The sequence below is a fragment of the Aeromonas sp. s11 genome (assembly GCF_040907945.1).
GTDB classification, from domain to species: domain Bacteria; phylum Pseudomonadota; class Gammaproteobacteria; order Enterobacterales; family Aeromonadaceae; genus Aeromonas; species Aeromonas veronii.
Map to the genome: position 1 here is coordinate 201891 of NZ_JBFOCU010000053.1, position 9937 is coordinate 211827.

The following is a 9937-nucleotide window of genomic DNA, read 5'->3' on the forward strand; positions in this document are numbered from 1 at the left end:
TGGCAGTTGCACATACTCACCCCTTCACAAACAGGTCGGCCGCCACGATGACGGCCAGAATGTTAATGGCCAGGATTGCGATCCCGGCCACCTTTTGTTTGTTCATTACAGCTCCTATGGGCAGCTGCTCGGCGAGCCGCTGCAGTAGTGGCTTAGCGGCGACTGATATCGCCAGATATGGTGGAAGCGGATCCGCCAATGCTGCCGCATGTAACATCACCGGACTTGGTGGAAACCGAGCCAGACACATCCTTGCAGTGCACATCGCCAGACATGGTTTTGATGGTGCCTACTGCGCCGGTTACCGTTACCGTGCCGGTCGGGTTATCCACCACATCGGCATCACCGTTGACGGTGACTGATACGGGACCGACCAGCTGGCCATCCTGCTCCACGCCATCCACAACCAATTTGTCATTGACGATGGTGACGCTGCGGCCGGTGAACGTTCTTCCGTCGATAGTCACGTCGCCATTACCTTTCAGATTGATTCTCATCGTTATTTCACATCCTTCATGCTGATCGAGATCCCGACGTAGGGGCACTGGGCGCGGTACACATCGCTGCCGTGCTCGCGCTCGATGCTCTTGCAGCGAAAGCCGGAGTGGGACTCATTGGAAATAGAAAGGCCAGTTGGTTGGCTGGCCTGTAGTTGGGCTATCTGGTGCAGGGCGCGCTCGAGAGCCGCCTGCTTGTTGGGGTCAGTCAGCATCGCCACCCCCTATAACCCATAAAGCCGGGCTCGCAGACCTTGCCGAATGGCAGCACCGGGAGGTGGGCTATCAGGGTCTTGAGCTGGGGGTTATCTGGCTGGCTGTCGATGGTGACTTTGGCGCCGGGGTTGATGCGTAGGTATCGCTCCCTGGCGTCGGCGGCTTCTTCCCGGGTTAGGCCGGGCTGGATGATGGGCTTGCGATAGCGCACGGCTCACCTCCTGATGGTATTGCTGCGGCAGGCAATGTCAGGGCCTCGGCAAGCAGGATGTATTCACCCTCGTCGTCTTGCTCCATTTCTGCGCCGCAGTCCTGACCGAAGGAATCGCAGTGCCCGCCAAGGGTGTAGCGCTGGAGGGATGCAATGTCAGACATCAGCACCAGCGCGTCAGCCGGATTATGCTCCTGCATCATGGCGAACAGCTCTTCGCAATCGCCTGTCAGGGCTGCCGTGATATGGGCCGCAAAAATCTTGTGCCCCTCGGAAACCTGCTGGCTCGGCGCGTACTCGATAGCATCCTCCACATAGGGGAGGGCGAGCTTGAGCGTGTCCAGCACCCCCTTGAGTCGGCTCTGCAGCTGGTCGTGCTGCTCCTGCAGCTCGCGGTAGTCAGCGGCGACCGGTGAGGTGGCGGCATCAGTCCATTCGGTGTCTTGTCGGTCTGGAAGTTTGCCAGCCAGCGCCGCGTCGCACCGTGATGGGAATGACTGCGTTTGCGGAACTTCGCCGATTGCCTCCCGCAGCAACTCAGCCATTACCCTGCACTGGCGAGTTGCGTCCGCAAGCTGCTCGGCCAGCTCCTGCTCGCGCTTGTTTGCCAGCTCGGCGCGCTTGGCCACGAACTCGGCCAGCGTCACGCCCTCCAGCTCCTCGGTGGAGTAGCCGTCCAGCAGGTTCCAGCAGGCGACGATGCGGCGGCCGTTTTCCTTGCCTTCGCAGTTGGGAAAGCCTTCATCACTGCGGGGCCAGAGTTCACAGACGCCGTAGCCATCGGAAGAGCCTACCGACTGGCCGTTACGAAAAAGGGCCAGAAGGCCCTTGGTGTGTTCGGTCATGCTGCACCACCTTGTGACTCAGTTGCGCTCTCTGCCTTCGGCTCAACCTTCTCAGCCGTAAGCACCATCTTGCTTCCGTCATCTAGATCCCACGCGATTTCGCCACCTTCAGCCATGACGAGTTGCCATACCATCTGGGCGGCCTCGTTGGTGACATCACGACCAGGGTCGTTACCAACGCGCTGACGGCCACCATTTATGTCCCGCATCTTTGCCAGCTGAATGGTCTTGCTCAGCGGGGAGAATCCCAACTGCATACGTGCCGCAGATTTGCTCATAGCGGAGCCTCCTCGCCACCCAAGGCGGCAAACAGGGCCTGGATAAACTGGGACAGCTCACCGGTCACCAGTGCAAAGTCGGCGTCCAGACGGGCTGCCGGATCTTCGCTGGTGATGTCGTCGTTCTGCTCGCGCAGATCCTCGCTGAACTTGAGGCGCTTGATGGAGAGGTCATCACCCAGCACGAAGCTGATGCTCTCGCCCCAGCAGAGGGCAAGCTTGGTGACCAACTTATCGTTGGCGAGGTGGTTTTTTACCTCGTCGGTCATCAGATCCTGCTGCTTGAAGCGGGCGATCCCGCCGTGCTCCACGGCGCTGCGCAGCTCGGATTCATCTTCCAGGGTGAAGGAGGCCGGCAGGTTGCCCTGTTGCAGCCACTCGGTCATGGTGATTTCTGGCGGGTTCTTGAGCGCCACAGGCACCACCGGCAGGCTGCCGATGGACTTGCGCAGCAGTGCCAGCACGTCGTCTGCCTTCTTGGCTGAGGGGGCATCGACCATCAGCAGGCCGTCTGCCGGGTTGATCCACGCGTAGGTGTTGGCGGTGCGGCTGAATGCGCGGGGCAGCAGGGTATGCAGCAACTCCTCTTTGAGCGCTTCCTTCTCTTTCTTCTTGAGGGGGCGACCCTGCTCGAACTCGATCGCCTCTACTTTCTCGGCCAGCTGCTCTTTGACAACGGTAGATGGCAACATCTTCTCCTCCTTGCGAGCACAGATGAGGATCTGGCCGTTGGCGGAGTGGGTCAGGGTGCTGCCGAACTTGCCTAGAGGGCGAGTCCAGCCGAAGCGGGACATATCCTGGCTGCCGCAGGGGGTGAAGGCGCAGGCTTCCAGCTGGGTTTCCAGCCGTTCAACGGTCAACTCGAACGGGCGGGTGAAGCGGTAAACTTGAAGGTTTTTAAACCACATGGTCGGGGTCCTTTTGGTTGGTTAGTTGCGGGCTTTTGCCAGCAGGTCGTGGATTTTCTTGGCGGCCGCCTCGGCTCGTGACCGGCTGCAGATGGTCCCCCCCGGCAGTACAAACTTGCCGCGCAGCTTGGGGTGGGGCATGACGACGCCCAACCCGATGACTACCGCGCCGCAGTAGGGGTTATCTGTGTCTTTCATGGGGTTCCTCGACTTATCAACAGAAACTGTGATGGAGACGGTTAGTAACTGGTGGGTATCAGGCCGCGGACTGCTCTGGTGTTGATGGTGCCTCATTGCCCCAGCAGTCCCACCCTTGGTGGTATGAGCGGGCAAACAGCTCGATGCGCGGGACATCACCGCACAACTTCTCTATCGCTTCGCGGAACTCGTGAGGCTTCTCACTATGGCGACCAACCTTGGCTCGAATGACAGAGCGCACGGTCTTGTCTACTACCAGCTTGCTGATTTTGCCCTTGATGCCAATCAGGGCGCACTCGGCGCCAGCTCGCGTTGCCCACCCCATGCCAAAGTGCGGGTTGTCGTTTACGGTGCGCTTCTCCCATACGAATCCAGTCATGGTCATGACACGGAATCCCCAGGCTTTGCACAGGTCTATGGCCTCTTGTGGCATGCTGCCGACCGACCACATGACCAGCATGCAGTTATCTTCTGCCAACTTTGCCACTGGCAGCGCCTTCATGTCCTCTATCGCGGTGACGGTATACACCTGCGCGGCCCCGCTTTTCATTGAGCCGCCTGACTTCTTCGATTTGAATTGCCATGCCGGGTCGGCGTAGATCACCCGGTACTTGCGGCTGGTGCTGCTGATATCAATCTTCATGACGCCTCCTGGTTCGGGTCCTGTTGGGAAAGAGAAAGCCCCGTTGGTGGCGGGGCTAGTTGGTTGGTTAGGTGGCTCGCTTCTTATCGAGGCCAAGGCGCGCAATGTTGGTGCGATAGATTTCGTTCGCCTGGGCCTTCTGCTCTTTGTTCAGCTTGTCACCCATTTCAGTAATGACAGACAGCGCTGAGCGCAACTCAGTTGCTGACTCGGCGATGTCGAGCTTGAATAGGGCATCTGCGAGCTGATCAGCAATCTCTGGGTCAACATCCGGCACTACCGGCTCGGGTTCGCTATGCGGCTGCTCAATGACGCTTTCCGCCTGCCCCTCGATGACAGTCCCCTTGCTTGCCTCTGCCTGCTGCTGCGCCCGCTTGGCTGCGGCTCTCTCAGCGAGGTTTTCGGTGGCAGACTTGTTGCCGCCATCCGGGCCGGTCGGCGTAAAATCAGGGTTGATTTCGCGCTCTTCCAGCTCTTCGACGGAGTAAACGCCGAGGATCACGTCAGGGGTGTAGAGACGAGCCCAGCGTTTTACGCCAAGATAGGCCAACTGTTGCTTCGGATCGTCGGCCCACAGCGTCGAGTTGCGGGTGCGCGCCTGCTGCAGCAGCAGCTCAACCTCGCGCACCTGGCCGTTAGCCAGCGCGGCAATGACCTTTACCCCGCAACCTTTCTCATCAGCAAAGCTCCAGTCTGGCACCCGGTAAACGGCCCATTTCTTATCTGGATCCTTGCTCTGGACCTCTTTGAACTTGCCGATGACGCGCTCCCACGGCCCGAAAAACTCATAGTCAAAGCGCCCCTTGATGACGCCGGAGTTGACCACTACGGCGTTGACAAGTTGGGCCTCATAACCGAGCGTTCCGTTGACAAGGTGGGTTTTTTGCGCCACAGGGAAGGGGTTCATACCCCACTGCACCGCTTGCAAGCAGATGGCAAAGCAGTCGGCCTGATTGCCGCGCAGATGTTGCGGTACGGTGGCCTTGCCGCTGGCCATCATGGCTGCCATCTTGTCGATGCTCGCCATGAAATCCACATTCATCATCAGGCTCAGCATGTTTGCCTGACCGCGCTCATTGGCCAATACCGGGGCCGCGCTCTGGGTTGCTACTGTATTTTCCATGTCGATGTTCCTTAGAAGAGGCTGTCTGGGAGTTCTTCGGCCACCGGCTCATGACTGATCATGGCGGGGGTGAATGGCTCTTCGTTGTTGATTCGGTGGCGCTCTGCTGCCGCCTGGTACTGCGGCACGTTGATTTCGCCCATGCCATCGTGGCCCGGGTAGTAATTCGCCTTGCGCCAGGTGACGATGTTGCGCACTGCCATATCGCGCAGCTCAAGGCCGCGGCGCCGATCCTCCTGCTCGTAGAAGTAGACGCCGACCATGATGGGCTTGTAGACGTCATGACCAAGGGGGCCGTCCTTCTCTACCGCGATAAACACGAAGCTGGCCGGGTGGCCGGTTACCGCTTCATAGCCGTCGGTGTAGTGGGCGTCCTGAATGTGGTAGTTGTGGGCCGATCCATCGCGGGCAAATGCCGCTTCGCTGGCGTTGCGTACAAATTTCAGGTCAACCAGCACATGATCCGGGCGTTTCCAGTCAGGTCGGCATTTCAGCAGCTCCCCCGTTTCTGGGTGGTTCCAGTAGATACTGGTCTCTGCCTCGCCCTCATCCAGCAGCACGGCTGCCTCCGGATGATTCAGGACAGCTTCGCGGTAGCGCAGGGCGTGGATGTATTCGTTATTGGTCACGATCACCTTGTCGCCAGCTTGCTCGCGGAACTGCTCTTTCAGCTCGTCGAGGAATTTCGCGTCAGGATTGAAGGTGCGGATCCGCTCTGCCATTTCCGCTTTGGTGCCGCTGAGTGGAAGGGGATCCGGCAGCGTGGCAATGCGCTCTGCTCGCTCCAGCTCTTTGGCGCCAATCTTGGCGTAGTTCTCGAGCACGGCCTGATAGCTGCCCTTGCTCTTGAGTGGCTTGGTCAGCGTATCGTTGTAGGCTTTGACGCATGCCTTGAGCGCTGTAGCGGTGCGCTTGTCATCTTCGCCGATCGTCTGGAAGCTCTCTGGTAGCTGGCAGTATGCTGCCTCGGCATCGCCCACAGTGGCTCCCAGCTCGATGGGCGGGGTCAACTTGGCGTTGTACGCTTCAATGGCATCAGCCAGCTCCTGCAGCTCTGGGCGCTTCTCGAGACCGGCGTTGTACTCTTCGATAGCCGCCTTCATCTGGTCTGCGCCAACAAAGGCATCTTCCGGCCACACCGGCTCGATGGCGTATTCGTTTTCGAAGTCGTCAAACTCCAACACGATCTTGTGCAGGATCTTGCCTTCGCGGAACGGCACAGTTTCTTTCTGCTGGTTGCCGTCAATCTTGTAGTAGCGGTAGTGCTGGCCGGATATCAGCGCCAGATCCAGGCTGCTTTTCGATTCGCCCGCGCTGCCGTGGTAAACATCGCTCGGGATGTCGCTATACATGCAGGGTGCGACAGGGATAAAGGTTTCAATCACCTGCTCGGCGATCTCGGTTTTTGCTGGTGCATTCATGGGGGTTGGTCCTCTGGTGGTCAATCTGCGGCCCCTTGCATAAGGAGCGTGTATTCAACTTTCGCGACTACAGTTCGAGCTCATGTCGCAGGGCGCGCTTCTCGTGGTACTCCTCGATGGCGCGGCGGGTGGCGGTGCGTTCGTGGGCGCTGCGGCGTTCTGCTGCGCTGGGTTCGACGCTCACGCTGTAGCGGTGTTCAGTGCGGGGCGGCATGGAGCCGCGAAAGCCCATTACTTGGGCCTCGGTCAGGTGTTTCATGGTCGTGGTCCTGTGGTGGTTAAAACAAAAAAACCAGCACGAGGGCTGGTTTTTTGTTAGTGACTTTTTATGTTTTTCTTGGCTAGTGCTACCGCTTTTGATTACTATTTTTCTCCGCTACGAAGTAAACTTCTGGCATTATCCAAGTGCCAATCCATGAAATTGGACTTGTAGACACATCGCGAATCAAAAAGCGTGTGCTTATAATTTTCTTTAATCTGCGGAAATCAAATCCCATATGTTCAAAGTGAAATTTGAACTTTGGCGCAATCTCGGCGACAGGGCGTTTACTTGGTGGGCGCTTTATAAAAGAAAGCCACACATTCTTGATGTTTGCATCAAATTCGCCATATCTACGCAGCATTCTGAATATTCCCTTGTAGAGCGCTGGTATGCCGATTTCTACTGGAGTTCCAATGATTAAAACGCCTTCCTGTTTTAGTAAATCGTACATTTTGCTTAGTGCGTCATTGGTTTCATCTGGTGGCAAGTGCTCGAAGACCTCAAGGCAAAAAACAATATCCACACAGCCAAGATCAACACCAGAGATATCTTGATAGAACTCTACCTTGGCAATATCACTCAAGTTATTCTTAGCCTCTTCTAGTAGGCTTGGCGTTGGCTCATAACAAATTAGCTTGGCGTTTGGGTAACGAATGGCTAACAACTTGATGAGCTCGCCGTTACCTGCACCAAAATCGCAAATAACTTCTGGTTCACGTGATAGGTGACGGCATAAATTCATTGCAGAAAAAAGGCGTTTAGCCTGAAGCCATCTTTTAATTGGGTTTTTGTCTAGGAAAGTTATATCTGCGTAGGACATCGTGGTGCTTTGCTGATTTCACATGGTAAGTTGCTGTATAGTAACGCGATTTTGCAATCAACATCCATAATAGAATCAAAAAATAAAAAACACGTAAAATCAAATGCTTGGATATGTTGTCAGATTTATAATGAATCACATCATTAACCTCCCATCCAGTAGCATATCACCAATCCAACCAGATCTTGGTTCATCCACAAAATTGTTGTTTTAATGTGTTTTTAGATCTGTTTTGCCTTGCCGTCAGCCTGTAACCCCCTGTTGCAAAGGGGCTCCAGGCTGGCCACTGTTGCCAATGGCCGCCGTTCACGTTCACGCACCGCTTTCCGAATTGACGGGTTATCGGCGCATCCCTACCGGCATCGGGATTCGTGGTTGTGAGCCGGTTCCGAGTTGTTAAAGAGCGAGCTCAGCCGAATTTGGCGTGAGCGAAGCCAAAGCATCCTTGAGGTGCTTGAAAAAGAGGCTTTGGCTACGGCGCTATGAGGGAAGCGCCAGACCCGGGAAATCAGATGGAATCGATGTGGTACTGTATGCGTGCGATCAGCATGGCTCTGTGACCTTTCGGGATGCGGCCCAGTCGCTCATTGGCGATGGCGCGCTTTTCTGCCAACTTCTGGCGGCGGAGGCGTGCTCTGCGAGCTTTATTGCCGCTTACGTGGTCAGCGATAGTGGCGATGATCTGGTCTGCGTGATGCGCGGCTCTGGAAAAAATGCTCTTGGTCATGGTACATTTACTCCTGTTGGCGAGTTGGTCCTCGCTAATTCCCACCGGGTCAACTGGTTGGGGTCCTGATTGCCGGGGTTGGTCCCTCGGCTTTCTCTGACTGGGGGTGGTACCCTAGTCCTTCAAAGCCCGCCCTGTGCGGGCTTTGTCGTTCTTACGCGCTGGTCAGGCGCTTTTCACTTCTGCCCTGGTTAGGGGCGGGGTCCTGATTGCCGAGTGTCTAAGTTGGTCGGAGATACAGGTATCGAACCTGTGAAGCCCTCATCCCAAATGAGGTGGCATACCGCTTGCCTAATCTCCGATGTTGCCGGTTACCTGATCCGGCGACAGCTGGCATCCAGTTAAAGGCTGTCGCCCTGTCGGTTTGTTGTGGTGGCCGGGTCTGACACCGGCCGAGGTCTAGGGGGCATCCCTACGAATGCCGGTTAGCGCAAAGACCTTCCCATCTTCACCACAACTGTGGATTGCACTGTTTTCCTTGAGCTCATCCTTCCTTTCAGGAATAACGCTTGATCCGGAACGTTGTTTAACGTGGTCACGCCACCACACGCAATGCAATCCCAGTTGTGCGCTCACCTTCCAGCAAGCTTGGTTCGGATAAACACGCGACGCATGTTGCTACGAACTAAATAACTGATCCCAATAGTGCTACACCTTCGCTGTGCCATAGCCATTCCCCGGGAAAGGAGACACGGTATCCATGAAGTGTTTCACTCGGGCCAGCAGGTTTGCCATCCCTCTGCATTGATGATTGCGCGTGATGGTTTCATGTAACTTGTGCCATAGCCGTTCTATGTGATTAACCCAAGGGCTGTAAACTGGCTGGAACACCAGGCAGAACTTGGGATTCTTCTTCAACCATCGCTCGGTCTGTTTGCTTTTGTGAATGATGTAGTTATCGAGGATCAACGTGATGGTTTTGGCTCGTCGGTAGTGGTGGCGCAGCTTTTCCAGCATGGCAATAAACAGCGATGAGTTTTTCTTGATCCCGCTGACGTAAAGTACCCTTCCGTTGCCTGCGTGGAGAACGCCTGCCAGATAATGCTTGGCATTCTGCCCCGGTGTGACAACCCGCTTTTGCTGCGCTCTGAACATCCAGTCGGCTCCTAATTTGGGATTGAGGTCTATATCGACTTCATCCTCATAAAACACCGGATTATCGGCATCACAGCGGGCCAGCGCGGCGTCGATATTCGCCATTTTTTCCTGATAGGCTGGGTCTTTTATCCGCAAGGTCGGCACGGGCCTGCGCCAGACAATGCCCATACGAGGTAACCATCGGCGGAGCGTGGAGGCTGCCACATTGAGCCCTGTTAACCGATTGATTTTTATAGCCAATAGTTCAGTACACCAACGGCTGCGCTGATAACCAAAATCTTGCGGAGAAAACTGCATGAGCAGCACCAGTAAGGTGACAATCTTGGCGATAGGTAAGACTGGGGCACGGCCAGCCGGTAAGGCTTCTAGCGCATCTATGCCTTCATCTCGATACCACCGAAGCCAACGACCGATGGTCGAGCGCGCAGCGCCGGTAAGGTGATGAACATCGGTGATCGTGCGTCCTTCATGTAACAGCAAGATGGCCATCAAGCGACGAGCATGTCCTTTATCACGGGTGGCATGGATGATTTTGTGAATGCGGCGCCGTTGTGGTCGTGGCAGAGGTGGTAGGATAGGCATCAACTCAGTCCTTTGGGTGTGGCTTGTTTTGTTTAGCGACTAATCAGATCGCACAAACTGGACTGAGTTCCCTTCCTCCGGTGATCTACTATTCGGAACAGCTATTTA

13 protein-coding genes and 1 tRNA gene are annotated in these 9937 nt (G+C 56.0%); all 14 read right to left on the bottom strand.

Annotated features, from left to right (window positions below):
• Positions 1–152: 152 nt before the first annotated feature.
• Complete coding sequence (locus AB5Y84_RS15285) at positions 153–497, bottom strand: hypothetical protein (RefSeq protein ID WP_368177291.1); 345 nt, start codon at positions 495–497, stop codon at positions 153–155.
• A 2-nt stretch (positions 498–499) separates the two neighbouring features.
• Positions 500–712 (bottom strand): hypothetical protein, encoded by a 213-nt coding sequence (locus AB5Y84_RS15290; protein ID WP_368177292.1) that lies wholly within the window; start codon positions 710–712, stop codon positions 500–502.
• A gap of 175 nt (positions 713–887) precedes the next feature.
• Complete coding sequence (locus AB5Y84_RS15295; RefSeq protein WP_368177293.1) at positions 888–1769, bottom strand: hypothetical protein; 882 nt, start codon at positions 1767–1769, stop codon at positions 888–890.
• Entirely contained in the window at positions 1766–2047 is a 282-nt protein-coding gene (locus tag AB5Y84_RS15300) for a hypothetical protein (protein ID WP_139401719.1), read from the bottom strand. The genes AB5Y84_RS15295 and AB5Y84_RS15300 overlap by 4 nt, the downstream gene beginning before the upstream one ends.
• Positions 2044–2955, bottom strand: a complete 912-nt coding sequence (rdgC, locus tag AB5Y84_RS15305; RefSeq protein WP_368177294.1) for a recombination-associated protein RdgC — start codon at positions 2953–2955, stop codon at positions 2044–2046. The genes AB5Y84_RS15300 and rdgC overlap by 4 nt, the downstream gene beginning before the upstream one ends.
• 21 nt (positions 2956–2976) lie before the next feature.
• Entirely contained in the window at positions 2977–3153 is a 177-nt protein-coding gene (locus tag AB5Y84_RS15310; RefSeq protein ID WP_368177295.1) for a hypothetical protein, read from the bottom strand.
• Between the two features lie 58 nt (positions 3154–3211).
• Positions 3212–3796, bottom strand: a complete 585-nt coding sequence (locus tag AB5Y84_RS15315; protein ID WP_368177296.1) for an MT-A70 family methyltransferase — start codon at positions 3794–3796, stop codon at positions 3212–3214.
• 67 nt (positions 3797–3863) lie between these two features.
• Positions 3864–4853 (bottom strand): RecT family recombinase, encoded by a 990-nt coding sequence (locus AB5Y84_RS15320; RefSeq protein ID WP_368177297.1) that lies wholly within the window; start codon positions 4851–4853, stop codon positions 3864–3866.
• A 77-nt stretch (positions 4854–4930) separates the two neighbouring features.
• On the bottom strand, positions 4931–6340 hold the full coding sequence (locus AB5Y84_RS15325; protein ID WP_368177298.1) for a PD-(D/E)XK nuclease-like domain-containing protein: 1410 nt from the start codon (positions 6338–6340) through the stop codon (positions 4931–4933).
• Positions 6341–6407: 67 nt separating this feature from the next.
• Positions 6408–6599 carry a PA3496 family putative envelope integrity protein gene (locus AB5Y84_RS15330; RefSeq protein ID WP_279458729.1) on the bottom strand — a complete coding sequence of 64 codons (192 nt, stop codon included), beginning with the start codon at positions 6597–6599 and terminating at the stop codon, positions 6408–6410.
• 88 nt (positions 6600–6687) lie between these two features.
• A complete protein-coding gene (locus tag AB5Y84_RS15335; protein WP_368177299.1) occupies positions 6688–7422 on the bottom strand; it encodes a class I SAM-dependent methyltransferase in 735 nt (244 codons plus the stop codon).
• A gap of 508 nt (positions 7423–7930) precedes the next feature.
• Positions 7931–8149 carry a hypothetical protein gene (locus AB5Y84_RS15340; protein WP_368177300.1) on the bottom strand — a complete coding sequence of 73 codons (219 nt, stop codon included), beginning with the start codon at positions 8147–8149 and terminating at the stop codon, positions 7931–7933.
• Between the two features lie 226 nt (positions 8150–8375).
• Positions 8376–8450: transfer RNA gene (locus AB5Y84_RS15345), tRNA-Pro, on the bottom strand.
• A gap of 347 nt (positions 8451–8797) precedes the next feature.
• Positions 8798–9829 carry an IS630-like element ISAhy2 family transposase gene (locus AB5Y84_RS15350; RefSeq protein WP_001809438.1) on the bottom strand — a complete coding sequence of 344 codons (1032 nt, stop codon included), beginning with the start codon at positions 9827–9829 and terminating at the stop codon, positions 8798–8800.
• Positions 9830–9937 lie beyond the last annotated feature (108 nt).